The organism is Roseibium sp. (genome assembly GCF_050301095.1).
Lineage (GTDB): Bacteria > Pseudomonadota > Alphaproteobacteria > Rhizobiales > Stappiaceae > Roseibium.
Genome location: NZ_JBNKYW010000115.1, coordinates 1 through 25,788 on the forward strand (window position 1 = coordinate 1; position 25,788 = coordinate 25,788).

The window sequence follows — 25,788 nt, forward strand, 5'->3', positions numbered from 1 at the left end:
TACGGCTACGATCTCGGCGTTCCGGTCAACTGGTCCGCTTATGAAGACATCGCCGAATTCTTCTCCAAGGATGTGAAGGAAATCGACGGCGTCCAGATCTACGGTCACATGGACTACGGCAAACGCGCACCGGACCTCGGCTGGCGCATGACCGACGCCTGGCTTTCCATGGCAGGTGCCGGCGACAAGGGCGAGCCGAACGGCATTCCGGTCGACGAGTGGGGCATCCGCATGGAAGCCGGCACTTGTAACCCGGTCGGTGCCTCGGTTTCCCGCGGTGGTGCGGCAAACGGCCCGGCGGCCGTCTACGCGATCCGCAAGTGGGACGAATGGCTGCGCAACTACGCGCCTCCGGGTGCTGCCAGCTTCGACTTCTACCAGTCCCTGCCGGCGCTCAGCCAGGGCAACGTCGCCCAGCAGATCTTCTGGTACACCGCCTTCACCGCCGACATGGTGAAGCCGCAGTCCGAAGGCAACAACACGGTGGATGCCGAAGGCAACCCGCTGTGGCGCATGGCTCCGAGCCCCCATGGTCCCTATTGGGAAGAAGGCCAGAAGGTCGGTTATCAGGACGTGGGTTCCTGGACCATCCTGAAGTCCACCCCGGAAGATCGCGCGAAGGCCGCCTGGCTCTACGCCCAGTTCGTCGTCTCCAAGACGGTCGACGTGAAGAAGAGCCATGTTGGTCTGACCTTCATCCGTGACAGCTCGGTCAACCACGAGTCCTTCACCGAGCGAGCTCCGAAGCTCGGCGGTCTGGTCGAATTCTACCGTTCGCCCGACCGCGTGGCCTGGTCTCCGACCGGTGTCAACGTGCCTGACTATCCGAAGCTGGCCCAGATCTGGTGGCAGCAGATCGGTGACGTGAACTCCGGCGCGTTTACCCCGCAGGAAGCCATGGACCGTCTGGCGGAAGAAATGGACATCGTCATGGCTCGCATGCAGCAGGCTGACGAACGTGCCAATGTTTACGGTGGTTGCGGCCCGCGTCTCAACGAAGAGAGCGATCCGCAGGAGTGGCTGTCCAAGCCGGGTGCTCCGAAGGCCAAGCTCGACAACGAGAAGCCTCAGGGCCAGACCGTGAACTACGAAGAACTGGTTGCTCGTTGGGCGAAAAAATAAGCCCCAGGCCCTAGGGCCGGCAACGCGAAACCGGACCGGGGCTTGCCCCCGGTCCCCACCGATCCGAATGTGACAGGCCGCGGGACCGAAGTTCCGCCACTATGGGACCTGTCCGGACGCGGGCGATAATAAATGTCTCTTGAACTTAAAAACGTCAGCAAGCGTGTGGCAGGCATCACCCACGTCAAGGATACGAGCCTGACGCTGCAAACCGGCCACTTCAACGTTCTCCTCGGGGAGACGGGCTCGGGCAAAACCTCGCTGATCAAGCTGATGGCCGGCCTCGACAGCCTGGCCTCCGGGCAGATCATCCTAAATGGCAAGGATGTGTCCCGCCTGTCGGCGCAAAAGCGCAACATCAGCCTGGTGCATCAGTTTTTCGTCAACTACCCGCATATGTCGGTCTTCGACAATATCGCCTCGCCTCTGAAGGTCGCGGGGGTGGCCAAGTCGGAAATCGAGGGCCGGGTGGAGGAGGCGGCAAACCTTCTCAAGTTGAATCCCTATCTGAACCGCAAGCCGCACGAACTGTCTGGCGGGCAGCAGCAGCGCACGGCCCTGGCCCGCGCCATCGTGAAGGAAAGCGACGCGGTTTTCCTCGACGAACCGCTGGCGAACCTTGACTACAAGCTGCGCGAGGAACTGCGCGACCAGCTTCCCGAGCTGTTCGCAGGGCGCGGCGCGGTTGTCGTCTATGCGACCTCGGAGCCGGAGGAAGCGCTTCTGCTCGGCGGGCAAACCGCGCTGATGACCGACGGCAATGTCGTGCAGTTCGGCCCGACCGCGGAAATCTACCGCAAGCCGAAGGATCTCGATGCGGCGAAAGTGTTCTCCAATCCGCCGATCAACGTGGCGCCCGTGACCAAGCAGGGCGACACGATCATCCTGAGCGGGGCTGTGAGCTGGACCGTTTCCGGACCGGCGGCAGGCCTGACCGACGGCCCCTACATGCTGGCGATCCGGCCGAACCACGTCATGCCGGTGGCTTCGCCCGATCATTCGGTCAAGCTGTCCGGGCGGGTTCTGGTGACCGAACTCAGCGGCTCGGAAAGCAGCGCCCATTTCGACATGGACGGGCATTCCTGGGTTTCCCTGGCGCCGGGCGTGCACCCCTACTTCGTCGGTGAGGTCCACGACTTCTACCTGGACCCCAACCATTGTTTCTTCTTTGCGCCCGATGGCGGGCTGGCGGCATAGGGAGAGGACCTCATGGCACAAATCAAACTCTCCAACCTGCGCCACAGCTATCGCCCCGACCCTCAGGGTGATGACGACTATGCGCTGAAGAAAATCGACCTGACCTGGAAGGACGGCGGCGCCTACGCCCTGCTCGGTCCGTCCGGGTGCGGCAAGTCCACGCTGCTGAACATCATCTCAGGTCTTTTGATCCCCTCCGAGGGTCAGATCCTGTTCAACGATCAGGACGTGACGGCGCTGCCGCCGGCACAGCGCAACATTGCGCAGGTGTTCCAGTTCCCGGTCATCTACGACACGATGACGGTCTACGACAATCTGGCGTTCCCCCTGCGCAACCGTGGCAGGGACGAGGATGTCGTCAAGCGCCGCGTCACAAACATCGCCGAGATGCTGGAAGTCACCGAGATGCTCAATGTCCGTGCGTCCAACCTGTCGCCGGACAACAAGCAGAAGATTTCGATGGGCCGCGGTCTCGTACGCGAGGACGTCAACGTCGTCATGTTCGACGAACCGCTGACCGTGATCGACCCACATCTGAAATGGAAACTGCGGTCGAAGCTGAAAGAACTGCATCAACGGGTCAAGGCGACCATGATCTACGTGACCCACGACCAGACCGAGGCCCTGACCTTCGCCGATCAGGTGGTGGTCATGCAGGACGGCGAGGTTGTGCAGATCGGGACACCGGTGGAGCTGTTCGAACGGCCCGCGCACACATTCGTCGGCCACTTCATCGGCTCACCCGGCATGAACATCCTGCCGTGTGAAGTCAAAGGCGGAGCCGCCTTCTTCGGCGGCGAGAAGATCGACCTGGAAGGCCCGGCCGCCAGCGCCGCCGACGGCGCCGCGGAAGTCGGGATCCGTCCGGAATTCGTCTCCGTGTCGAAGGAGGGCAAGGGCCTTTCCGCCCGGGTCCGCAAGGTCTCCGATATCGGCCGCCACAAGGTGCTCGAGGCGATGGTCAACGACAGCCGCATCCACGCAATCATCGAAGGCGACGTGCCGAATGCCGGGGAGGCGGTGACACTCGACTTCAAACAATCCCAGACCCGGCTCTATCAGAACGGCTGGCTTGCCAGCCTGCCGGAGGGAGGTGCCTGATGAAAACCCAAAACCAACGCGCCTGGTTCTTCGTGATACCGGTGCTCCTTCTCGTCGCCTTCAACGCGCTCATTCCGATGATGACCGTGGTGAACTATTCGGTCCAGGAGACCTTCGGCGACAACCTGTTCTTCTGGCAGGGCGTCGACTGGTTCGAACAGGTCCTCAGATCCGAGCGGTTCCACAATGCCCTCGGCCGCCAGTTCCTGTTCACCTTCCTGATCCTGATCATCGAGGTGCCGCTCGGGGTGGCCATCGCGCTCACCATGCCCAAGAAGGGCTTCTGGGTGCCGGTCTGCCTTGTGACAATGGCTCTGCCGATGCTGATCCCGTGGAACGTGGTCGGTGCGATGTGGAACATTTTCACGCTGCCGGACATCGGTCTGCTGGGCTACTTCCTGAACCACACTCTGGGTATCTCCTACGACATGACCCAGGACCCGATCGCCGCCTGGGTGACCATCATCGTCATGGACGTCTGGCACTGGACGTCGCTGGTGGTGCTGCTCAGCTATGCCGGTCTCGTTTCGATCCCCAACGCCTACTATCAGGCCGCGGAAATCGACGGGGCGTCCAAATGGGCCATCTTCCGCTTCATTCAGCTGCCGAAGATGAAAACGGTGCTGACGATCGCAATCCTGCTGCGCTTCATGGACAGCTTCAACATCTACACGGAGCCGTTCGTTCTGACCGGTGGCGGACCGGGCAACTCCACCACGCTGCTCTCCATCGACCTGGTGAAGATTGCTCTCGGTCAGTTCGACCTCGGCCCGGCTGCCGCCATGTCCCTCATCTACTTCGGCATCACGCTGCTGGCCTCCTGGCTGTTCTACACGCTGATGACGATGAACGATAACAAGTCCTGAGGAGAACCGTCATGCGCATGAAAAGCCTGGTTCCCATACTCTATATTCTCTTCCTGATGCTGCCGATCTACTGGCTCGTCGCGATGAGTTTCAAGACCACAAACGAAATCCTGTCCGGGTTCTCGCTGTTCCCGCAGACCTGGACCTTTGCCAACTATATCGACATCTTCACCGATCCGACCTGGTACTGGGGTTACATCAACTCGATCCTCTACGTGACGATCAACACGGTGATTTCAATCACCGTGGCCCTGCCGGCAGCCTATGCCTTCTCGCGTTACTCCTTCGTGGGCGACAAGCATCTGTTCTTCTGGCTGCTCACCAACCGCATGGCGCCGGCCGCCGTCTTTGCGCTGCCGTTCTTCCAGCTCTATTCGGCCGTCGGTCTCTTCGATACGCACCTGGCCGTTGCCCTGGCGCACTGCCTCTTCAACGTACCGCTAGCCGTCTGGATCCTGGAAGGTTTCATGGGCGGGGTTCCGAAGGAACTGGATGAAACCGCCTATGTGGACGGCTATTCCTTCCCGCGTTTCTTCATGACGATCTTCCTGCCGGCGATCAAATCCGGCGTTGGTGTGGCCGCCTTCTTCTGCTTCATGTTCTCCTGGGTGGAGATGCTGCTGTCGAAGACCCTGACGGCCGTCGAAGCCAAACCCATTGCCGCCGTGATGACCCGGACCGCCTCCTCCGCGGGTTACGAACTCGGGCTTCTGGCGGCCGCCGGGACCCTGACCATCATTCCCGGCGCCATCGTCATCTACTTCGTCCGTAACTACATTGCCAAGGGCTTCGCCCTGGGGAGGGTATAATGCTTGGTTGGATGGCCTGGACCTGGCCGACGGCACTTCTGTTCATCGGGATCTTCTCGGCGATCAGTTTCCTGACGGCGCTGGAAGTTCGTTTCCCCGGCGGGGATGCCCGCAAGGGAGTGCTCGGACTGACGACGACCCGCGGCGACCGCCTGTTCATCATGCTGCTCGGCACGGCCTATATCTTCCTGGCGTGGCTCGGTCTCGTCGGACAGCCGCTCTGGTGGCCTCTGGCCCTGAGTATCGGCTGGGGAGTGTTCTGCTTCTGGAAAGTGTGAGGCCGGACCTTCTTGCCTGCGGGCAGAGGATGCGGCGTGGACGGCGCAGCCGGGAAACTCCCGGCAGCCCTTCGGGGTTGGGGCCGGAGCCGGTGGTGAAACGCAGGGAAAAGCTTGATTGCTGCCCTCACTTCCCTGCGTTTCCTCCCTTCCGGGACCGGTTCTGGTTCCAACACCCGGAATGCCGGTCACGATCGGCCTCTTCCCAGGCGGCGCGAAATTCCGGACCGCCAACTAAATGAATAGTATTTTTCCGGCTGTTGGTGCAAGAATATGCGCCGTGAACCAAATCCATTCTGCATTGGGCACAGGACCATAATGAGAAAGCGTAAAAGCAACGAGTTTCTGACCGAAGTCGAACTGGAGTTCATGACCGAACTCTGGAAACTCGGCGAAGGGTCGGTGCGCGACATCCTGGCATGTCTGCCGCCGGAACGGAAACTCGCTTATACGTCCTGCGCCACCATCATGCGGATCCTGGATGAAAAAGGGTTCGTGGACAGCCGCAAGGAAGGCAAGACGTTCATCTATTCCCCCCGGCTGACCAGGGACACGTATCAGTCCCGTTCGCTCCGGAACCTGTCGGAAAAACTGTTCGACGGCACACCGGCGTCCCTCGTGGCGCGCCTTGTCGACGAATACGACCTTTCCACCGACGATCTGGACGAAATCAGAGCGTTGCTGGACAGGAGGAGGTCGGATGACGCTACTTGACCGGATGTTCGATGTTTACATCGATCTGAACATTACGCTGGCTGTCACGGCGCTGTTGTGGGTGACCGTAAAGGCGCTGATGGGCCGTTTGGGAAACAGGCTTGCATTCTCGGTGCAGCTTGGACTTCTGAACGGCTTTTTCGCAGCCATCTTCCTGTCTCCCGCCATCGTCTTTGCGCACCAATACCTGGTTGTGAGCGAAGTGGTTCCCGCAAGCCTTTCCGTCAATCTCGCGGATTATGCCGTTTCGCAGTATCTGCGTGGCGGCATTGCCATTCCGGCGGAGGATTTCCAGTCGTTGCTGGGGATGCGTGCCCGCATGAGCGAAAGCGTTCTGACTATGGCGCCTGGTTTCGGAACCGCCGTGGTCCTGTTTCTGATGGCGGGCTTCTGCTACTTCGCTGCCCGGCTGACAGTCAATTTCGTTCGCCTCAACCGCATGCTGGCCAGTTGCCACGAATGGCGGAGCAACGGGCGTGTCCAGTTGCTGATCTCCGATCATGCGCTGGTGCCGTTTTCCGCGCGGGGTTTCTTCCGCCACTACGTCGTCATTCCTTCCGAGCTTCTGACGGAAGCCGACGACCTCCGGCTGGTGCTGAAACATGAGTTCCAGCACCTGCGCCAGGGAGACGTGACCTGGGAAATCGGGCTTGAACTTCTGCGCCCGGTCTTCTTCTGGAATCCGTTCTTCTATGTCTGGAAGTCCGAGGTCGAGCGTCTGCGCGAACTGGCCTGTGACCAGAAGGTGGCCGAAAACGCCCATGTGGATCTGAAATCCTATTGCCTGTGCCTGCTGCGCGCGGCCCAGGCGGGTCTCAGGAAGCGGCAAGCACGCGGCAAAAAGGACGGGGCCGGTGTTGCCGCCGTGGCCCTCCTGGAAGTTCAGGACCGCCTTCTGCGCCGCTCGCCCGCCCAGAAGCTGCGCCGCCGCGTCGAGGCGCTGCTTGAATCCGGCCGCCTGCGTCCCCATTGGGGCCTTGTCAGCCTCGCGGTAATGCCGATGATCGCCGTCATCTTCCTGTCGGCGCTGTCGATCCAGAAACCGGCGGACTGGAGCCAGGACCGGCTGATGCTTTCGGCCATCATCAACCTGGAACGGCTGGAGGCCATCAACTCCTTCGGCCAGCGGCCGCTTCGCTGAAGAATCTTCGGCTGAAGTCCTGAAACCTGCAGACCGGACGGAATTTCCGTCCGGTTTTTTGTTGTCCCGTGGCATCGGGCCGGCAAGAGACACCTTCAGACTGTAGGAACGGCCCGGGTCCGTCATTCCGGAGGCTGACTGGAATTTGAGCAAGTTGATTTGTCTCAAGGACTTTGAACCATAACTCTGTGACCGTCACATTGCCGGTCTTGATCCCTGGATTTTTGAAAGAGTGACATGGCTGATTTCGACATGTGCAGAAAAAGCCTTTACCGTCTAATCGATTTAACGGACCACAGGCCGGATCCGGCGGCCGGAGAGAAATAGGGCAATGGATAACGGAGAGACCAGGAACAACGGCATTTCCGGAACCTGCTGCGACACCGCTCCGGTACCCGATGCCGAAATAGCCGCCATCTGCAAGACCTTCGGCAACGACCGGCACCGCATGCTGGACATTCTGCGCGAGGTTCAGGACCGCTACCGCTGTATTGCCCCGGCCACCATGGACCGGATCGCTGCGGAGACCGGTCTTACCCGGATCGAGGTGGAGGGTGTTGCCAGCTTCTATTCCTTCCTGTCGCTGACGCCCAAGGGCCGCATCACCATCCGCCTGTGCGACGACATCGTCGACCGCTTCGCCGGGCTTGCCGAGGTGACGGCGGTTTTTGAAGAGGTGCTCGGCGTCAAGGTCGGTCAGACCGCCGAAGACGGTGCGTTTTCGCTGGAAGTGACACCCTGCATCGGCATGTGCGACCAGGCCCCCGCTGCCATGGTCAACGATGTCGTGTTGACCAGGCTGACGCCGGAGAGTGCTCGAAGGGCGGCCGAGGCCCTGAAGGCAGGCAGGACACCGGAACAGCTCGTCAGCGACCGGTTCGCCGAGCTGACGCCTCATGAACGGGTGACCCGCATGGTGGAGAACAACATCCGCCATGCCGGTGAAGTCCTCCTCGGCCCGGTGCCGGAAGACGCGGGACTTGCCAGGGCGGCAGGCATGACACCGGCCCAGATCATCACCATGATCGAAGACAGCGGCCTGCGCGGTTGCGGCGGCGCCGGTTTCACGACGGGCAGGAAATGGCGTTTTGCCGCAAGCGAGCGTGCCGAAAAGCACTTCGTGTTGTGCAACGCGGACGAGGGCGAGCCCGGAACCTTCAAGGACCGCGTTCTGCTCACCGAACGGCCGCACCTGCTCGTTGAAGGCATGACGATCGCCGCCCGGGCAATCGGCGCGCGGGAAGGCATTCTCTATCTGCGCGGCGAATATGTGTACCTGCGCGAGTTGCTGGAAAACGTTCTGGAGGAGCGCCGCCGGCGCGGGCTGCTCGGAAAGGGTATCCTGGGCGTGAAGGGTTTCGACTTCGACATCCGCCTGCAGCTCGGGGCCGGCGCCTATATCTGCGGCGAGGAGGGGGCGCTCATCAGCTCGTGCGAGGGCCTGCCGGGCGAACCCAAGACCCGGCCGCCGTTCCCGGTCAATCGCGGTTATCTCGGTTACCCGACCGTGGTCAACAACGTGGAGACCTACTGCCACGCCGCCCGCATCGTCGACAGGGGTGCGAAGTGGTTCCATGCCATGGGAACGGAAGGCTCCCACGGCACCAAGCTCTTTTCCATCTGCGGCGATTGCCTCAATCCCGGCATCTACGAACTGCCCTATGGCCATACGGTCTGGGGGATCCTGGAGATGGCCGGTGGGCAGGACGCAGCCGCCGTTCAGGTCGGCGGTCCGAGCGGCACCATGATTGCCCGCGACAGCTTCGACCGCAAACTCACCTTCGACGATCTTGCGACGGGCGGCGCCATCATCGTGTTCAACGGTCAGCGCAACATTCTTGAGATCGTCGAATATTACATGTCGTTCTTCGTGCACGAGAGCTGCGGCTACTGCACGCCCTGCCGGGTCGGCAACGTCTTCCTGCAGAAGGCGATACAGAAATTCCGCAAGGGTCTCGCCAACCCGGAGGACATCGACTACCTGAAGGAGCTGTCCGGCACCATCATCGAGACCAGCCGCTGCGGCCTCGGCATGACCTCGCCCAACCCGGTCCTGTCCACCCTGGAGAACTTCCCGCTGGTCTACGCGGCTGTGTCCAAGCCGAGCAAGGACGGCATCCGCGACACCTTCGACATCCAGTCGGCGATAGACGGCGCGCGCAAGATCGCCAAACGCCGCTCCTACATCTTCGACAAGGATTTTACCCGATGAGCGGCACGAAGAGAGAAACAGGCTTCACCTTCACCATCGACGGCATCGAGGTCACTGCCCATGCCGGACAGACGATCATGGAAGCCGCCGACGAGGCGGGCATCTATATTCCGCGCCTGTGCGACCATCAGGGCTTGCGCCATCAGGGCAGCTGCCGGGTGTGCACGGTCAAGGCGGGCGGGCGCTCCGTCGCCGCCTGCACCCAGCCCGCGGCCCCCGGCCAGACGGTCGAGAACGAAACGCCGCATCTCACCAAGATGCGCCGCGATCTCGTCGAAATGCTGTTCCACGAGGGCAATCACCTCTGCCCGATCTGCGAGGCGAGCGGCAATTGCGAGCTGCAGGCGATGGCCTACCGGCTCGACATGACCGAGGCGACCAAGTTCCCCTACCTGGAACCCTGCCGCGCGCTCGATGCCTCCCATCCGGACATCGCGCTCGACACCAACCGCTGCATTTCCTGCGGCCGCTGCATCCGCGCCAGTCAGGATGTCGATGGCAAGGGCATCTTCGGCTATGTCGGCCGCGGCATTCATCGGCGGGTCGCCGTCAACGGCGAGAACCTTGCCGACACTGATGCCAAGGTGACCGATCACGCCATTTCCAAAGAAGTCTGCCCGGTCGGCTGCATCATCCGCAAGCGGGTCGGATTCGCCGTACCCATCGGCGAGCGGGAATTCGATCACGGCCTGATCGGCCACGAGATCGAGGAGAAGCGCAAATGAGCGAGCTGCCCAAGGCAAGGATCGCGACCGCGTCGCTCGCCGGCTGCTTCGGCTGCCACATGGCGATCCTCGATATCGACGAGCGCTTGATCGACCTGATGAAGCTGGTCGATGTCGACCGCTCGCCGCTGACCGACAAGAAGCGCTTCACGCAGCGCTGTGACATCGGCATCATCGAGGGCGGATGCTGCAACGAGGAGAACGTGCATGTGCTTCATGATTTCCGGCGCAATTGCGATGTCCTGATCGCGCTGGGACAGTGCGCGATCATGGGCGGGCTGCCGGCCATGCGCAATGCCATCATGCACTCCGACGCGCCGCTCAGGGAATGTCTCGACGAGGCCTATATCACCGGCAAATACATCCGCAACACGACCCACAACGTGCCCAACGACCCGGCCCTGCCGTTGCTGCTCGACGAGGTCTATCCGTGTTCCCAGGTGGTCGAGATCGACTACCAGATCCCGGGCTGTGCGCCGAGCGGCGACATTATCTTCGACACGCTTTCGAAGCTGCTGACGGGAAAATTCCGCGGCTTCGAACGTGAAATGATCAGGTTCGACTAGGGTTTGGGAGAGGCAGAGATGAGCGAACCCAGACTGATTGAAATCTCGCCGGTCACCCGCGTGGAAGGCCACGGCAAGGTGACCATTCACCTTAACGCCGACAACGAGGTCGACGAAGCCCGGTTGCACATTGTCGAGTTTCGCGGCTTCGAGCGCTTCATCCGCGGGCGGCTCATGTGGGAAGTTCCGGTGATCGTGCAACGGCTCTGCGGCATCTGCCCGGTCAGCCACCATCTGGCGGCTGCCAAGGCGATGGACATGATTGCCGGTGTGGACCAGCTTCCCCCGACGGCGGAAAAGATGCGCCGGCTGATGCATTACGGCCAGGTGATGCAGTCCCATGTGCTGCACTTCTTTCATCTGGCGGCCCCCGACCTGCTCTTCGGCTTCGGCGCACCGGCGGAAAAGCGCAACATCTTCGAAGTGCTGAAGGAGCAGCCGGAGCTCGGCAGGCGTGCCGTCCTGATGCGCAAATACGGTCAGGAGATCATCGAGGCGACCGCCGGCAAGAAGATCCACGGCACCGGTGCCATTCCGGGCGGCATCAACCGCAACCTGCCCATTGAGCGCCGCGACCACTTCCTGAAATCCATCGACGAGATGACCGGCTGGGCTCAGGACGCGGTGAAACTTGCCCGCGACTACACATTGGAAAACGAGGACCTGGTCGCCGAATTCGGCTCCTTCCCCTCCAACTACATGTCTTTGGTAAGGGAAAGCGACGGGGCGCTCGATCTCTATCACGGCAATCTGCGGGCTTTGAGTTCGACCGGCGACATGATTTTCGATCAGGTGCCCTATACCAGGTATCACGAGCTGATCGTGGAGGACGTGCGGTCCTGGTCCTACATGAAGTTCCCCTTCATCACCGCGCTTGGTCCGGACGCTGGCTGGTACCGGGTCGGGCCGTTGGCGCGCATGAACACCGCAAGTTTCCTGGATACGCCTCTGGCGGATGCGGCCCACAAGGAGCTCAAGGCAACGACAAGTGGTACGCCGAACAACTCGACGCTCGCCAACCACTGGGCGCGCATGATCGAGGTGCTGCACTGCGTGGAAAAGATCCGCGAGCTTTTGAACGATCCGGACCTGCAGGGTACCGACCTGGTCGCCACAGGCGAACGGCGGGAGGAAGGCATCGGGGTGATCGAGGCTCCGCGCGGCAACCTCATCCATCACTACAAGGTCGACGAGCACGACCAGGTCACTTACTGCAATCTGATCGTCTCCACGACCCACAACAACGAGGGCATGAACCGGGCGGTGAAGGATGTCGCCGTCAAACACCTCTCGGGCAGGGAGAAGATTACCGAAGGCATGCTCAACCATGTCGAGGTGGCGATCCGCGCCTACGACCCGTGCCTTTCCTGCGCCACCCACGCTCTCGGCCAGATGCCGCTTCAGGTGGAGCTGTTCGATGCGACCGGGGCGCTGGTCGACAGCCGGACGCAGTGTGTTTGAAATGACAAACTTTCATTTTGTCATCCCGGCTCTCGCTGCGCTTGGCCGGGATGACGAAGGAGAGGGATAGGGTTCGTTGGGGCCCGCAATTTGTTGCAACACAGAGCAATAAAGGGTGTTTGAATGCTTCTGATCGGTTACGGCAATCCGGGACGCGGGGATGACGGGCTGGGGCCCGCTTTCTCCGACGCCATTGCCGCGCGCGGCGTGCCCGGGCTCGAGGTCGACACCGATTACCAGCTCGTGGCCGAACATGCCCTGGCGATCGCGTCCCATGACGTGGTGGTTTTCGCGGATGCGGAGATTGGCGGCAAGGAGCCGTATTCCTTCCGGGAAACCGCGCCGGGATCGCCGGAGGTTCTGGGCAGTCACAGCCTGGGTCCCGAGACCGTTTTGGCGCTCTGCGAAACGCTCTATGGCGCGAAACCGAAAGCTTTCGTGCTGGGCATTGCCGGCCATGACTACGGCGAGGTGAAAGAGGGCCTTTCCGAAAAGGCGGCCGCAAATCTCGCCGCAGCCGAGCGGTTCTTTCTGGCTTGGCTGGCGGACGCTTTGCCGGCAAGGGAGGAGGCTGCGCATGCATGAAATGTCGCTCTGCGAAAGCATCCTCGATATCCTGAAAGAACAGGCCGCCAGGGAGAATTTCACAAGCGTGAAGCGGGTAACCGTCGATATCGGACCACTGTCCTGCGTCGAACCGGACGCGCTGCGGTTCGGCTTCGATGTCGTGATGAAAGGCTCGCTCGCCGAAGGGGCCGTGCTGGAGATCGCAAGGCCGCCGGCGGAAGCCCTATGCCTGTCGTGTTTCAAGACCGTTCCGGTGACGGCGCGGTTCGATTGCTGCCCCGAATGCGGTTCCGAAGCCCTTCAGGTGACTAGCGGCGAGGAACTGAAAATACGCGAACTGGAGGTGTTGTGATGTGCACGGTCTGCGGATGTCATCAGGACCACAAACACGGTCACGACCATCGTCGTGACGACGGTCACGGCAGCGACGTTCACTTCGGCCAGGGCGAAGCGGGAACCACGGTACCGGGCATGAGCCAGACCCGGCTGATTCAGCTGGAAACAGATATCCTGGCCAAGAACAGGTCATATGCGGACCGGAACCGGACCTTGCTCGCCGAACAGGGCGTTGCCGCGCTGAACCTGGTTTCCAGCCCGGGATCCGGCAAGACCGCACTGCTGGTGGAGACCCTGAAGCGGATCGGCGGTGCTTTCCCGGCAGCCGTGATCGAGGGCGATCAGCAGACCTCCAACGATGCCGACCGGATCCGGGCAACCGGCGCACCGGCAATACAGGTCAATACCGGCAAGGGATGCCATCTGGACGCCCATATGGTCGGGCACGCGCTTCATAAACTGCCGCTGGAAGAGGGGGGCATTCTCTTCATCGAGAATGTCGGCAATCTGGTCTGCCCGTCCGGATTCGACCTGGGCGAGACTGCCAGGGTGGTGATCCTCTCCGTCACTGAAGGTGAGGACAAGCCTCTCAAATATCCGGATATCTTTGCAGGCAGCGACCTGTTGATCCTCAACAAGACCGATCTCCTGCCGCATCTCGACTTCTGCGTCGGCACCGCGGTCGGCAATGCAAGGCGGATCAATCCGCGGATCCAGGTGCTGCAGGTCTCAGCCCGGACTGGACAGGGGCTCGACGGCTGGCTGGACTGGCTGGACAGCCTGAGGGCCGAAGGAGCACAGGTCATCCGGCCCGGAACGCGGACCTGAACCGCCGAGCCAGTGTGAGTGCGCCGTCCAGCGGCGTCCCTTTCGGCAAGGCGATGTCACGCCGGAGGGCCTCGGGCAGAACCGGCACATAGTCCTTCGCAAGGTGCCCGATCAGGCAGAGCGGTTTGCCCGTCTGATCCCGACTGGCCGGCCCGGACTGCGAAACTGGTCGACGGAAACCTGTGCTATGATTGTATGTCGGCGTTATTGGCGAGGGATGCACTCAATGCTCCTCGGGCAGACATTCAGCAGGGAGTTTCGCCGCGGACCCGCATTGTCCCGGCCGGCTTTTCTTGTTGTCTGCGCACTGGCGGTTTTCCCGCTTGAGTGCCGGTCCGGCGAATTGCATTCGGCCGCGGCGCAGGGAGACCGCGCCGCCGTCGAGACGCTTCTTGCGAATGTTGCCGACATCAATGCGTCTGATTTCCGATTGGGGACCGCGCTTCATTATGCTGCCGTGTCGGATCAGGCCGAGATTGCCGATATACTGGTCAGGCACGGGGCCGACATGGAAATCCCGGGTGAATTGCAGGAAACCCGTCCGCTGCATCTTGCGGCTGAAATGGGAAGTGAGCAAACCGCTCAGGTTCTGCTTCGACACGGTGCGGATATCGAGGCCCTTGACGGTAATGGAAGGTCGGTGCTCGCGCGCGCGGCCATTGCAGGTCAGGTCGGGATCCTTCGCCTTCTGCTGGAACAGGGCGCGAGGATCGAAGCACGGCTTCCCCTTTCTGGCCGGACAGCCCTGATCGAAGCTGCCTATACCGGGCAACTGGAAGCCGCGAAGTTCCTTGTCGAGATGGGGGCCGAGGTCAATGCACGCGACAATCGGGGCAAATCGGCACTTTGGTATGCATCGACACCGGAATCCTATTCGCCCGCCGGTGGACCTGGTCTCCTGCGCCTTCTTGTTGAAAACGGCGCTGACCTGGAAGCAGGCGATGATACCGGGACGACACCTCTAGCCTGGGCGCGCAAGAGCTACGGCCGTTCCCGGACGTACCGGGACATCGCGGACGAACTGGTCCGGTTGGGGGCACAGGAATAGGGGGCCTCTGCCCGCCGCGTGAAGGGCACAGGTCCGGATTTGCAATCCGGGCAGTGCAAGTCGCTCACAATTAGATATCCGGTCCCATCGCGCGGCCCTCGGTCGAAGGGTCGATTTGATTGCGAAGCGTTTCCAGGGTTCGCATGCGTTCCTGCGCCTGTTGCTGGTTCTCGCGCGTGACACCGGCAATCAGAACTTCGGCAATTGCCATCAGCGCGAGCGAGGAATCCCAGGGGGATGGCACCGCCACGCGGGCTGGCAGAACGAAACTGGCGATTCGGCCGATCGGCGACATCCAGCTGTCCGTGACGAGTGCAACCGTTGCCCCCTGTTTGGCGGCTGCTTCCGCGAACTGGATGATCTCTGTCTGATAGCGGCGGATATCGAAGACCAGAATGACGTCCTTGGAGCCGATGCCCAGAAGCTGGTCCAGCCAGTTGCCCTGCTGGCCGGCGACATGGACCACCTTGGACCTTACGATCCTGAGGTGTGCCGCCATGTAACGGGCGAGAGAATCGGTGAAGCGTCCGCCGATGAGATGTACGGTCTTGCGCTCGTCGGCCAGAAGCTTGGTCAGCCCTTCCAGCTCGCCCTTGGGCAGGTGGGCGAAGGTCTCGCGGATGTTCTCCAGAAGCTGCCACACATGCGGGTCGCCATCCATGTCCGGCGTGAGCTGCGTGCTGCGGGCGAGCGGCGAATTCAGCTGACTTTCCAGCTCGTTGCGCAGCTTCTTCTGGAACTCCGCAAAGCCCGGAAACCCGAGCCTGGCAACAAACCTCAGGATGGTCGGGGAGCTGACGCCGGCAGATTCCGCGAACTGGGCGACCGTCTCCAGACCCTGCATGGGATAATTGGCCATCAGCGCATGCGCGGCCTTTCTCTCCGTGGCGGTGAATTCGTCCAGCCGGTCGCGAATATCGTCAAGTAGGGGCCGTTCCATGGGCATCCGCCTTTTTTGGTCTGCGCCGCCGAAATTCATTTGACAGTCGCAGCAATCTGCGTATCAAATATTACAGAAGTTAGCCAATTCAGCAATCCTGTAATAAACATTACAAAACGCAGGGTTGATTTTCAGGGGGAAGGGAATGGGAGCGAGCCCGCAGTCAGGTGGCATGGCCCAGGCTGTTGAAGTCGAAAACGCGGAGGGAGGCGGCCCCTTCGTGTTCGTCTGCGATCACGCGTCCAATTTTCTGCCGCCGCCCTATGACACGTCCCTCGGCATCACCGAGGCGGACAAGATCGCTCACATCGCCTGGGACCCGGGCGCACTCGGCGTGGCCAGAGGGCTTTCGCGGGCGCTGGATGCTCCTCTGGTCTTCACGACCGTCTCCCGCCTGATCATCGATTGCAATCGCGAGGAAACGCGGCCCGACCTGATCCCGTGCCTGAGCGAAACTACCGAGATCGCAGGCAACAGGGATATCCCTGCTGCCGAGAAAGACTTCCGTCTGAACCTGGCGCACAGACCCTTCCACAATGCGATCGACAAGGTGATCAGCCAGCGTCTTGAGCGCGGCGTGCCGACCGCCGTGGTGTCGATCCACACCTTCACGCCGGTCTACAAGGGGAACTCCAGACCCTGGGAAATCGGTCTGATTTCGGAAAACGACCGCAGCCTTGCCGATCCCGTCATTGCTGACCTCAACAAGAGAGGGGATTTGACCGTTGGCGACAACGATCCTTACGCGCCGTCCGATGGCGTCTACTACACGATCCGCCGTCACGGTGAAGACCGGCAGTTGCCTTGCCTGATGATCGAGATCCGCAACGACGAAGTCAGGACACCGGCGGAGGAAGACCGCTGGACTCAAATACTCGCACCCGTTTTGGAAAATGCGGCCGGAAACAAGGATGGCGAAACGGCGGGAGGGGCCAATGATTAGAGCCGCCCGCGCCTACATTCGCGTTGTCGACAGCTTCAACCGGGGGCTCGGCAAGATCATCATGTGGGGCGTCTTCGTGATGGCCGGCATCCTGCTCTGGTCGTCGATTTCCAAGACCTTTTTCAACCCGTCCCTCTGGACGCTGGAAGTCGCCCAGTTCGCGATGGTCGCCTATTACGTTCTCGGCGGACCCTATTCGATCCAGATGGGTTCCAATGTCCGCATGGATCTGTTCTACGCGGAATGGAGCGCGAAGAAAAAAGCCTGGTTCGACGCTTTCACGGTGATGCTGCTGCTGTTCTACCTCGGCGTCCTGCTCTACGGCGCGCTCAATTCCACCGCCTATTCTCTCGGCTATTTCGGCAAGGATTCAGTTGGTTTCTGGTGGGATCTGATCGTCACCTTCGTCACCGGTGGACCCGAGGCGGCGAGTGAAAAGCTTGGCTATATCGAGCGCAGCCCCACCGCCTGGCGGCCTTATCTGTGGCCGGTGAAATTTATTATGATCTTTGGATTTGTGCTGATGCTTCTGCAGGCCGTTTCGGAATTTCTGAAGGATGTCGCCCTGATCAAGGGAGAGACGATCTGATGTCCTATGAAATGATCGCCATCCTGATGTTCTCGTCGATGATGCTGATGCTGCTCACCGGGCAGCGCGTCTTCGGCGCCATCGGTGGTATCGCGGCCATTGCCGCCCTGGCCCTGTGGGGCACGGGCGGTGGCGACATTCCCTTTTCCGCAGCCATGAAGCTGATGAAATGGTATCCGCTGCTGACGCTGCCGATGTTCATTTTCATGGGCTACATCCTGTCGGAGACCAAGATCGCCGACGATCTCTACAAGATGTTCCACGTCTGGATGGGGCCGGTGAACGGCGGCCTCGCCATCGGCACGATCCTGCTGATGGTGCTGATTTCCGCCATGAACGGCCTGTCGGTCGCCGGAATGGCCATTGGTGCCACGATCGCGCTGCCCGAGCTCCTGAAACGAAAATACGACAAACGCATGGTCACCGGGGTGATCCAGGCCGGATCGTCGCTCGGCATTCTGGTGCCGCCGTCCGTGGTGCTGGTGCTTTATGCCATGATCGCGCGCGCACCGGTCGGACAGCTCTGGCTTGCCGGTGTCGTTCCCGGACTGATGATGGCTGGCATGTTCGTGGTCTATATCGCGGTCCGCTGCAAGCTGAATCCCGAACTCGGTCCTGCCCTGAACGTGGAGGAGCGTGAGGCTTCGAAAGAGGAGAAGTACCGGCTTCTGCTTGCCGGCATCCTGCCGCTCGTGATCTTCGCTGCCATGATGGTGCCCTTCGTGATGGGCTATACCAGCCTGGTTGAAGCGTCCGCCATCGGCGCGCTGACGGCGCTGCTTGCGGCGATCTTCCGCCGCCGCCTGACGATGGACATCCTTGTCCTCTGCCTCAAGAACACACTCGGCATCTCCTGCATGTTCATGTGGATCATCCTGGCTGCGCTCGGTTTCGGGGCTGTCTTCGACGGGCTCGGCGCGGTCAAGGCAATCGAGAACCTCTTCACCGAACAGCTCGGCCTGTCGCCCTGGATGATCCTGATCATGATGCAGCTGTCCTTCCTTGTGATGGGCACCTTCCTGGACGACACCGCCATGCTGGTGATCGTGGCACCACTTTACGTGCCGCTGGTGGCGCACCTGGATCTCGGCATGCCGGCGAACGAAGTGCTGATCTGGTACGGCGTGCTGTACACGATCACGACCCAGATCGCCTATATGACGCCGCCTTTCGGCTACAATCTCTTCCTGATGCGGGCAATGGCTCCGCCGGAAATCTCCATGCGCGATATCTACGGCTCGATCACGCCGTTCGTCCTGGTGATGGTCCTGGCGCTGGCGCTCGTGATGGCCTTCCCGCAGATCGCACTCTGGCTGCCTGACCTGGTTTACCAGAGGTGATCGCTAAATGACGGGCAACAACAACAACATCCGAGGAAACGGAGTTGAACCGCGGTGATAGCAGAACCGGGAAACGGTCGGGCCGCTGAATATCGAACCGAAACTTAGGGGATCTTGAGATGAAGAATAGACGTGAGTTTCTGAAAAAAGCGGGTCTGGGTACGGCAGCTGCTGCCGGTGCCACCACCCTTGCAGCCCCGGCCGTCCACGGCCAGACGCAAATCAAATGGCGCCTGCAGACCTATGCCGGCCCGGCTCTTGCCGAGCATGTGATCAAGCCGCACATCGATGCCTTCAACAAGGCAGCCAATGGCGAGATGGTCATCGAGCTGTACACGTCGGATCAGCTGGTTCCCACGGGCGAACTGTTCCGCGCCATGCAGCAGGGCACCATCGATGCCGTGCAGTCCGATGACGACTCGATGGCCTCCCCGACGGAAGTCACCGTCTTCGGCGGCTACTTCCCGTTCGCGTCCCGCTATTCCCTCGACGTGCCGGTGCTGTTCAACCAGTACGGCCTGAAGGAAATCTGGGAAGAGGAATACGCAAAGGTCGGCGTCAAGCACATCTCGGCCGGCTCCTGGGACCCGTGCCACTTTGCGACCAAGGATCCGATCCGCTCGCTGAAGGATCTGGAAGGCAAGCGCGTCTTCACCTTCCCGACCGCCGGCCGGTTCCTGAGCCAGTTCGGCGTGGTGCCGGTGACCCTGCCGTGGGAAGACATCGAAGTCGCCGTTCAGACCGGCGAACTCGACGGCATCGCCTGGTCGGGCATCACCGAGGATTACACCGTCGGCTGGGCGGATGTGACCAACTACTTCCTGACCAACAACATCTCCGGTGCCTGGGCAGGGTCGTTCTTTGCCAACATGGAGCGCTGGAACGAGCTGCCCGATCACCTGAAGGCCATGCTGCAGCTCGCCATGGATTCCTCGCACTACTATCGCCAGTGGTGGTACTGGGGCGGCGAAGCCGCGCTCCGCGTCAACGGCACCAAGATGGAACTGACTTCCATCCCGGATGCCGAATGGGCAACCGTGGAAGCAGCCGCGACGGCTTTCTGGGATGAAATCGCCGCGGAATCGCCGACCAAGGCCAAGGTCGTCGAGATCTTCAAGAAGTACAATCAGGACATGCAGAAGGCCGGACGGCCTTACCGCTACTCCTGATAGAGGCCCAGGCCATGCCGTCAAATGCAGACCGGCATGGCCGCGACTCCCGGTCCGGAACGAACCTGTCCGGACCGGGCTTTTCGGATCATAAAAGCGCAAGACCGCCCAATACGGACCACTGAAAAATGCCAGGCAACCTGACCTTTGATGCACTGAAATCTCTCGTCTCTTCCGGCGAGATCGATACGGTGCTTACCTGCATCGTCGACATGCAGGGACGGCTGATGGGCAAGCGGTTTCATGCCCAGCATTTCATCGATAGCGCCCATCGCGAGACCCATTGCTGCAATTACCTGTTGGCGACCGACCTGGAAATGTACACCGTCGAAGGATACGCCGCGACGAGCTGGTCGGGCGGTTATGGCGACTATGTCATGAAGCCGGACCTTTCCACTCTCAGGCGCGTGCCGTGGCTGGAGGGAACGGCGATGGTCCTGTGCGACGTTCAGGATCACCACACCCACGCGGATGTGCCCCATTCCCCGCGCGCCATGCTGAAGGCCCAGGTGGCCAGGCTCGCCGAACTCGGCCTGACGCCAATCATGGCGACCGAACTGGAGTTCTTCCTGTTCGAAAAGAGCTATGACGAAATGCGCAAGGGCGGCTTCCGCGACCTCGATCCGATCTCCGGCTACAACGAGGACTACAACATCCTGCAGACCACCAAGGAAGAGGATGTGATGCGCCCGGTGCGCAACGGTCTCTACGGGGCCGGCGTCCCGGTGGAAAACACCAAGGGCGAAGCCGAGACGGGACAGGAAGAGCTCAACATCAAATACGGTCCGGCGCTGGAGACGGCCGAAAACCACACCATCGCCAAACATGCGGTCAAGGAAATCGCCTGGGCGAAGGGCCGCTCCGCCTCCTTCCTGTCCAAGTGGCGCCATGACAAGGTCGGTTCGTCCTCGCATGTGCACATGTCGCTCTTCGACAAGGACGGCAACAACGTCTTCTGCGACGAGGCAGGCGAATACGGCATGTCGGAAATCATGCGCCACTTCATGGCCGGCCTGATCAAATACGCACCCGACTACACCTATTTCCTGGCGCCCTACATCAACAGCTACAAGCGCTTCCAGAAGGGCACCTTCGCGCCGACCAAGACAGTCTGGTCGGTCGACAACCGCACCGCCGGGTTCCGCCTGTGCGGCGAAGGCACAAAGGCGCTCCGGGTCGAATGCCGCATCGGCGGATCCGATCTCAACCCTTACCTCGCGCTGGCTGCGCTGATCGCCGCCGGCCTGAAGGGGCTGGAGGAAAAGCTGCCGCTGGATCCGCCGACGACCGGCGACGTCTATGACGCCACAAAGGCGCGGGAGATCCCGCATACCCTGCGCGAGGCACGCGAAACCATGCGCACCTCCGAGTTCCTGCGGTCCGCCTTCTCCGATGCGGTGATCGATCACTATTCGCGTGCCGCCGAATGGGAGCTGGAAGAATTCGACAAGGTGGTGACGGACTACGAAATCGCCCGCGGCTTCGAGCGGGCATGACGGACAGTGAAACGATAGAAGGCGCGCTTCTTGCTTAACCCCTCATCCTGAGAAGGGCCGTCAGGCACGTCTCGAAGGATGAGCGGCAAATTCGGAACAAGCGGCCCATCCTTCGAGACAGCGCGTTGCGCTTCCTCAGGATGAGGAGATGGGAACGCAAGTTCAGGTATCAACAGAGCCAACAACTTTCTAAAAGCCGTGCGGGAAGACGCGGTCCTGAGAGGTTCAAAATGTCAGATGTCATCAAACTGATTTCACCGGTCGACGGCTCGGTCTACGCCGAGCGTCCGGCTCTCGACGAAGCGGCGGTGGAAAAGACCGTCTCGTCGGCCCGCAGCGCGCAAGCCGCATGGGCAGCCGTTCCGGTTGCCGAACGCGCCGCGCTCTGCATGAAGGCGCTCGACGCCCTGAAGGCCATGAACGACGACGTGGTTCCGGAACTCGCCTGGCAGATGGGACGCCCGATCCGCTACGGCGGCGAACTCGGCGGCACCATTGAGCGCTCCGAATACTGCGCCAACACGGCCGAAGCGGCGCTCGCCGATATCGAGCGCACCGACAAGCCGGGCTTCAAGCGCTACCTGCGCCGTGTGCCACTCGGCATCGTCATGGTGATCGCGCCGTGGAACTACCCGTTCATGACGGCGATCAACACCATCATGCCGGCGCTGATGTCCGGTAACGTGGTGATCCTGAAGCACGCCGCGCAGACGCTTCTGGTCGGCGAGCGTCTCGCCAAGGCCTTCGAGATCGCCGGACTGCCGAAGGGCGTCTTCCAGAACATCGTCCTGACCCACCAGGGCACGGAAAAGCTGCTCGGCTCGGGCCTCATCGACCATGTCAACTTCACCGGTTCCGTCGCCGGCGGCCGCGCCATCGAAAAGGCGCTGGCCGGCACCTTCGCGACGCTTGGCCTGGAACTCGGCGGCAAGGACCCGGCCTATGTCCGCGCCGATGCCGACCTCGACTATGCGGTCGCCAATCTGGTGGACGGTGCCTTCTACAACGCCGGCCAGTGCTGCTGCGGCATCGAGCGCGTCTATGTGCATGAAAGCCTGTTCGACCGTTTCGTCGACGGCTTCGTCGACCTGACCAGCCAGTACAAGCTCGGCAACCCGCTGGACGAGGCGACCACGCTTGGCCCGATGGCCCAGGCCCGTTTTGCCGCCTGGGTGCGCGAGCAGACGAGCGAAGCCCTGCGCAAGGGCGCCAAGGCCCACATCGACACTTCCAAGTTCGAGGCGGACAAGGACGGCACGCCGTATCTCGCGCCGCAGGTGCTGACCGACGTCAATCACCAGATGTCGGTGATGCGCGAGGAAAGCTTCGGCCCGGTCGTCGGCATCATGAAGGTCAAGGACGACGAGGAAGCGCTGCAGTTCATGAACGACAGCCCCTACGGCCTGACCGCGTCGATCTGGACGGAAGACGTCCAGGCCGCCGCGGAAATCGGCGACCGGATCGAAACCGGCACCGTCTTCATGAACCGCTGCGACTATCTCGACCCGGCTCTGGTGTGGACCGGCGTCAAGGACACCGGCAAGGGCGCGGCCCTTTCCGAAATCGGCTTCCACAACCTCACCCGGCCGAAGTCCTTCCACTTCCGCGTCGAGCACTGAGGCGGAAACTGACGAACGATTGAGCGGGCCCCGCGCGCTGCAAGTCCATACGGACCTCGGCACTAGGGCTCGCTCCCCTCTCCCCCCTTGCGGGGGAGATGTCTCCGCAAGGAGACAGAGGGGGGTGTCAGCCCCTCGACAAAGACAGAATTGGAATAGACGCGGTGCCCGTCACCCCCCTCTGTCCGCTTTCCCGGACATCTCCCCCGCAAGGGGGGAGAGGGGAGGTTGCCGAAGCGCCCAGTTTAAAACAACGGATTTGGTCGGGATGACCTGCCCCGTGATGTTCAAAACCAAACCCATGAGACAGCCATGAGCTCACTTCCTTCCGTCAACTGGTCCTACCCGACCGCCGTCCGTTTCGGCGCTGGCCGTATCAAGGAACTGCCCGACGCGGTCAAGGCCGCGGGCATGTCCAACCCGCTGCTGGTCACCGACCCGGGCCTTGCAAGCCTGCCGATGGTGGCGGACGCGATCGCAAGCCTCGAGGCCGCCGGTCTGAAGGCCGCCGTCTTCTCCGACGTCAAGCCCAACCCGGTCGACAGCAACATCAATGCGGGCGTTGCCGCCTACAAGGCCGGCGGCCACGACGGCGTCATCGCCTTCGGCGGCGGCTCCGGCCTCGATGCGGGCAAGCTGATTGCCTTCATGTCCGGCCAGACCCGGCCGATCTGGGACTTCGAGGACATCGGCGACTGGTGGACCCGTGCGGATCCCGCCGGCATCGCGCCGATCGTCGCCGTGCCGACCACCGCCGGCACCGGTTCCGAAGTCGGCCGCGCGGGCGTCGTCACCAATGAGGCGACCCACACCAAGAAGGTTATCTTCCACCCGAAGATGCTGCCCGCCACAGTGATCTGCGATCCGGAGCTGACCGTCGGCATGCCGCGCTTCATCACCGTGGGCACCGGCATGGACGCATTGGCGCATTGTTTGGAAGCCTATTCCGCGCCGATGTACCACCCGATGTCCGAAGGCATCGCGCTGGAAGGCATGCGGCTGGTGTTCGAAAACCTTCCCAAGGTCGCCGCCGACGGCGCCGATCTGGAAGCCCGCGGCCACCTGATGAGCGCCGCCGCCATGGGCGCTGTCGCCTTCCAGAAGGGCCTCGGGGCGATTCATTCGCTCTCCCACCCGGTCGGCGCGCTCTACGACACCCACCACGGCATGACCAATGCGGTCTTCATGCCTTACGTGCTGCAATTCAACAAACCCGCCATCGAACAGAAGTTCGAGCGTCTGGCTGGTTTCCTCGGCATTTCTGGCGGCTATCAGGGCGTTCTGGACGCCATCCTGAAACTGCGCGAAGACCTCGGTGTGCCGCATACGCTGGCCGGTCTCAACGTCGATGACTCAAAACGCGACCTCATCGCGGAAATGGCCATCGTCGACCCGACGGCAGGCGGCAACCCGGTGGAACTCACCAAGGACGGCGCTCTGGAAATCTTCGACAAGGCCCAGTCCGGCACGGTCTGAGATTAGAGACGAGACAACAGACACAGGGCGCGCCGGTCCCCGGCGCGCCTTTTTTGCTTTCCGGGCTCCCTAAGCCGGCACGTCCTGTCTGTCCGCCCTTCGCCACGCGTCGGGTGTCGTTCCGGTTACGCGGAGAAATTCGCGGTTAAAATTCGATTTGGTGGAAAATCCCGACCGGTACATCGCCTCGGTGACGGTAATACCTTCCTGCCGGAGCAGGCGGCAGACCTCTCCGATCCGGAAATCGTTGACATAGCGCGAGACATTTGTGCCTGCGACCCGGTTGATTGCCTGTGAAACCTGGCGGGCAGGCAATCCCGCCCGGCGGGCCAGCCTGGAGAGATTGAGATTTTCGTCCCGGTATATGTGCCGGACAGTCATCAGACGCTCGACCCGGGCCACAATCTCCGTATCCTCTGCCGACGCAACCGCAATGTCTTTCTCCGGCTCTTCCGGAGTTTCCGCCTGTGTGCGTCCTGCCGTCAATGCGGCAAGGCCGATCAGGAGCAGGCTGAGAATGTTGGCATTGCTCACCAGCAAGGCCGCGTGCGCGCCGCCGAAACGTTCAAAATCGAGAAGAATAAGAAGGTCGAAAAGGGCGGAGAGGCCGAGGCAGGCGGCCGCCAGCCAGATCGCGCGGTTCGCGGAAGCGGCTCCATCCAGCCTGGCCAGATCGAGACCGTCCGGTCCGGACCGGGCCAGAAGGGCAAGCACCAGCGTGTAGCTCAGGAAGAGCACAAGCAGCGCTCCGTCGATGAATTGCGGCGCCAGCAAGGAAAGTCCGGCGATGGCGGCAGCAGAAAGCGGGGCGGCGGCGAGACGGAACACGCCGGGTCCCGACTGGTCGATGAGGCCACGAAAGCTTTCATAGGCAAGCGGCGGCAACAAGGCGGCGAGAACCGGCAGGGCAAAACGCAGCGTGTCGATGTCATAGCCCCAGCGCAGACCGAGCAACACCGATTGCAGGCAGCAGAGAGCGATCAGCAACAGGAACGGTCCTGTCGTTGCCGCACTGTTGCTGCGGCGAAGCATGGCAAACACCAGCCCGAGTAGCAGGGCGTTGACGAAGGGGAGGGGCACGAACAGCACGGCGGACCACCGGAAGACACTAAGCAAGGATCTTTATCGCGATCAGGGAGGTACTCAATCGCGAAAGAGGACGATTTCTCGCCCTTCCCTTAGCAAATGTCAGGGCATTGCTCCACTGACTGAAAGACATCTCATGAAACTGCGTGTTCTTCTCGC

Annotated in this window: 25 protein-coding genes; 23 read left to right on the forward strand and 2 right to left on the reverse strand. The window is 61.5% G+C overall.

The window, feature by feature from the left end; translation table 11 throughout:
• The 16 genes from ACQY7U_RS10290 to ACQY7U_RS10365 all read left to right on the forward strand — a co-directional run.
• Positions 1 to 1,122: extracellular solute-binding protein (locus ACQY7U_RS10290; protein ID WP_428644124.1), on the forward strand; the 1,122-nt coding region annotated here is incomplete at its 5' end.
• A 132-nt stretch (positions 1,123 to 1,254) separates the two neighbouring features.
• Positions 1,255 to 2,319 (forward strand): ABC transporter ATP-binding protein, encoded by a 1,065-nt coding sequence (locus ACQY7U_RS10295; protein ID WP_428644127.1) that lies wholly within the window; start codon positions 1,255 to 1,257, stop codon positions 2,317 to 2,319.
• A gap of 12 nt (positions 2,320 to 2,331) precedes the next feature.
• On the forward strand, positions 2,332 to 3,420 hold the full coding sequence (locus tag ACQY7U_RS10300; protein ID WP_428644129.1) for an ABC transporter ATP-binding protein: 1,089 nt from the start codon (positions 2,332 to 2,334) through the stop codon (positions 3,418 to 3,420).
• A complete protein-coding gene (locus tag ACQY7U_RS10305) occupies positions 3,417 to 4,286 on the forward strand; it encodes a carbohydrate ABC transporter permease (RefSeq protein WP_428644175.1) in 870 nt (289 codons plus the stop codon). The genes ACQY7U_RS10300 and ACQY7U_RS10305 overlap by 4 nt, the downstream gene beginning before the upstream one ends.
• 11 nt (positions 4,287 to 4,297) lie before the next feature.
• A complete protein-coding gene (locus ACQY7U_RS10310; protein ID WP_428644131.1) occupies positions 4,298 to 5,095 on the forward strand; it encodes a carbohydrate ABC transporter permease in 798 nt (265 codons plus the stop codon).
• Positions 5,095 to 5,373 (forward strand): DUF2160 domain-containing protein, encoded by a 279-nt coding sequence (locus tag ACQY7U_RS10315; RefSeq protein WP_428644133.1) that lies wholly within the window; start codon positions 5,095 to 5,097, stop codon positions 5,371 to 5,373. Before ACQY7U_RS10310 ends, ACQY7U_RS10315 begins: the two co-directional genes overlap by 1 nt.
• A gap of 318 nt (positions 5,374 to 5,691) precedes the next feature.
• Positions 5,692 to 6,087, forward strand: coding sequence for a BlaI/MecI/CopY family transcriptional regulator (locus ACQY7U_RS10320; protein ID WP_428644136.1), 396 nt, complete (start codon positions 5,692 to 5,694; stop codon positions 6,085 to 6,087).
• Positions 6,074 to 7,228 carry a M56 family metallopeptidase gene (locus ACQY7U_RS10325; protein WP_428644137.1) on the forward strand — a complete coding sequence of 385 codons (1,155 nt, stop codon included), beginning with the start codon at positions 6,074 to 6,076 and terminating at the stop codon, positions 7,226 to 7,228. The genes ACQY7U_RS10320 and ACQY7U_RS10325 overlap by 14 nt, the downstream gene beginning before the upstream one ends.
• Positions 7,229 to 7,559: 331 nt before the next feature.
• The gene (locus ACQY7U_RS10330; protein WP_428644139.1) at positions 7,560 to 9,440 is read left to right on the forward strand and encodes an NAD(P)H-dependent oxidoreductase subunit E; all 1,881 of its coding nucleotides are present in this window, start codon (positions 7,560 to 7,562) and stop codon (positions 9,438 to 9,440) included.
• A complete protein-coding gene (locus tag ACQY7U_RS10335) occupies positions 9,437 to 10,165 on the forward strand; it encodes a 2Fe-2S iron-sulfur cluster-binding protein (RefSeq protein WP_428644141.1) in 729 nt (242 codons plus the stop codon). The genes ACQY7U_RS10330 and ACQY7U_RS10335 overlap by 4 nt, the downstream gene beginning before the upstream one ends.
• Positions 10,162 to 10,731: an NADP oxidoreductase gene (locus ACQY7U_RS10340; RefSeq protein WP_428644142.1), complete on the forward strand. Its 570-nt coding sequence runs from the start codon at positions 10,162 to 10,164 to the stop codon at positions 10,729 to 10,731. Before ACQY7U_RS10335 ends, ACQY7U_RS10340 begins: the two co-directional genes overlap by 4 nt.
• An 18-nt stretch (positions 10,732 to 10,749) precedes the next feature.
• Positions 10,750 to 12,192, forward strand: a complete 1,443-nt coding sequence (locus tag ACQY7U_RS10345) for a Ni/Fe hydrogenase subunit alpha (RefSeq protein ID WP_428644143.1) — start codon at positions 10,750 to 10,752, stop codon at positions 12,190 to 12,192.
• Positions 12,193 to 12,315: 123 nt separating this feature from the next.
• Positions 12,316 to 12,777, forward strand: coding sequence for a hydrogenase maturation protease (locus tag ACQY7U_RS10350; protein ID WP_428644145.1), 462 nt, complete (start codon positions 12,316 to 12,318; stop codon positions 12,775 to 12,777).
• Positions 12,770 to 13,111 (forward strand): hydrogenase maturation nickel metallochaperone HypA, encoded by a 342-nt coding sequence (hypA, locus tag ACQY7U_RS10355; protein WP_428644147.1) that lies wholly within the window; start codon positions 12,770 to 12,772, stop codon positions 13,109 to 13,111. Before ACQY7U_RS10350 ends, hypA begins: the two co-directional genes overlap by 8 nt.
• Positions 13,111 to 13,923: a hydrogenase nickel incorporation protein HypB gene (gene hypB, locus ACQY7U_RS10360; protein ID WP_428644149.1), complete on the forward strand. Its 813-nt coding sequence runs from the start codon at positions 13,111 to 13,113 to the stop codon at positions 13,921 to 13,923. Before hypA ends, hypB begins: the two co-directional genes overlap by 1 nt.
• Positions 13,924 to 14,197: 274 nt before the next feature.
• Entirely contained in the window at positions 14,198 to 14,971 is a 774-nt protein-coding gene (locus ACQY7U_RS10365; RefSeq protein ID WP_428644152.1) for an ankyrin repeat domain-containing protein, read from the forward strand.
• A gap of 70 nt (positions 14,972 to 15,041) precedes the next feature.
• On the opposite strand, the gene ACQY7U_RS10370 is transcribed toward ACQY7U_RS10365, so the two are convergent.
• Complete coding sequence (locus tag ACQY7U_RS10370; protein ID WP_428644154.1) at positions 15,042 to 15,911, reverse strand: MurR/RpiR family transcriptional regulator; 870 nt, start codon at positions 15,909 to 15,911, stop codon at positions 15,042 to 15,044.
• Positions 15,912 to 16,056: 145 nt separating this feature from the next.
• On the opposite strand from ACQY7U_RS10370, the gene ACQY7U_RS10375 reads away from it, so the two are divergent.
• From ACQY7U_RS10375 to ACQY7U_RS10405, 7 genes are all read left to right on the forward strand, one after another.
• Entirely contained in the window at positions 16,057 to 16,854 is a 798-nt protein-coding gene (locus ACQY7U_RS10375; protein ID WP_428644157.1) for an N-formylglutamate amidohydrolase, read from the forward strand.
• Positions 16,847 to 17,443 carry a TRAP transporter small permease subunit gene (locus tag ACQY7U_RS10380; RefSeq protein WP_428644159.1) on the forward strand — a complete coding sequence of 199 codons (597 nt, stop codon included), beginning with the start codon at positions 16,847 to 16,849 and terminating at the stop codon, positions 17,441 to 17,443. The genes ACQY7U_RS10375 and ACQY7U_RS10380 overlap by 8 nt, the downstream gene beginning before the upstream one ends.
• Positions 17,443 to 18,783: a TRAP transporter large permease gene (locus tag ACQY7U_RS10385; RefSeq protein ID WP_428644161.1), complete on the forward strand. Its 1,341-nt coding sequence runs from the start codon at positions 17,443 to 17,445 to the stop codon at positions 18,781 to 18,783. The genes ACQY7U_RS10380 and ACQY7U_RS10385 overlap by 1 nt, the downstream gene beginning before the upstream one ends.
• A 119-nt stretch (positions 18,784 to 18,902) precedes the next feature.
• Positions 18,903 to 19,952, forward strand: coding sequence for a TRAP transporter substrate-binding protein (locus ACQY7U_RS10390; RefSeq protein ID WP_428644163.1), 1,050 nt, complete (start codon positions 18,903 to 18,905; stop codon positions 19,950 to 19,952).
• 128 nt (positions 19,953 to 20,080) lie between these two features.
• Entirely contained in the window at positions 20,081 to 21,448 is a 1,368-nt protein-coding gene (locus ACQY7U_RS10395) for a glutamine synthetase family protein (protein WP_428644165.1), read from the forward strand.
• Between the two features lie 230 nt (positions 21,449 to 21,678).
• Positions 21,679 to 23,067 (forward strand): aldehyde dehydrogenase family protein, encoded by a 1,389-nt coding sequence (locus tag ACQY7U_RS10400; protein ID WP_428644167.1) that lies wholly within the window; start codon positions 21,679 to 21,681, stop codon positions 23,065 to 23,067.
• A gap of 312 nt (positions 23,068 to 23,379) precedes the next feature.
• Entirely contained in the window at positions 23,380 to 24,543 is a 1,164-nt protein-coding gene (locus tag ACQY7U_RS10405) for an iron-containing alcohol dehydrogenase (protein WP_428644170.1), read from the forward strand.
• 69 nt (positions 24,544 to 24,612) lie between these two features.
• On the opposite strand, the gene ACQY7U_RS10410 is transcribed toward ACQY7U_RS10405, so the two are convergent.
• Complete coding sequence (locus ACQY7U_RS10410; RefSeq protein ID WP_428644172.1) at positions 24,613 to 25,632, reverse strand: helix-turn-helix domain-containing protein; 1,020 nt, start codon at positions 25,630 to 25,632, stop codon at positions 24,613 to 24,615.
• Positions 25,633 to 25,788: the final 156 nt, after the last annotated feature.